Annotated in this window: 1 protein-coding gene; it reads right to left on the bottom strand. The window is 48.6% G+C overall.

Annotated features, from left to right (window positions below):
• Positions 1 to 644 (bottom strand): ornithine cyclodeaminase family protein (locus R8O10_RS25755; protein ID WP_318192031.1); only part of this gene is annotated, 644 nt, incomplete at both ends.

Raw genomic sequence — 644 nt, 5'->3', positions numbered from 1 at the left:
GATTTATATAAGGTAATCACCTCGTCACTTTGACGCCCTTGCACTTGCTGAGCGCAAAGCTCAGGCAACTCCCCATAAATGTCTTCAGGTGTGAATACCCCCTCTTGAATTGGGATCAGCAGATCTCCCGCTTCCGCCAACACATTAATGCGACTGTCGACATACACATTCGCTCTTTGCACCGAGACAGAATCACATTCACGCTTGTCTAAGTCGTGATTACCGACCAGATCAATGTGTGTTCCCGGCTGCACATCAAAGCCATTAAATAAAGGCTGAGCAGACGCAGTAATGCAACTGATGATGTCGACTTGATCAATCACTTGCTCAACGTTTTCGACCACAGACACAGAGAACTGGTGCTCTTCTGGCAGTGATTGATATTCAGAGGAAGACAGAATCTGATCCACCGTTGCGGCAGCCTTTTCTGGGTTTCGTCCCCAAACATAAACTTGTTTGAGTGGTCGAATCGCCGCGTAAGCCCACGCAAAATAAGGGGCTAAGTTGCCAGTACCACAAATCAACAAGCGGGAGGCATTTTTTCGCGCTAAGTAATCGGCGGCTAAAGCAGATGCGGCAGCTGTGCGCCAAAAAGTTAAGACTTTACCGTCCACCAGCGCGATAGGTTCACCATCTCCGCGTTT

The sequence above is a fragment of the Vibrio sp. 1727 genome, assembly GCF_033344415.1.
GTDB classification, from domain to species: domain Bacteria; phylum Pseudomonadota; class Gammaproteobacteria; order Enterobacterales; family Vibrionaceae; genus Vibrio; species Vibrio alginolyticus.
This window is presented reverse-complemented; position numbering and strand designations above follow the sequence as displayed.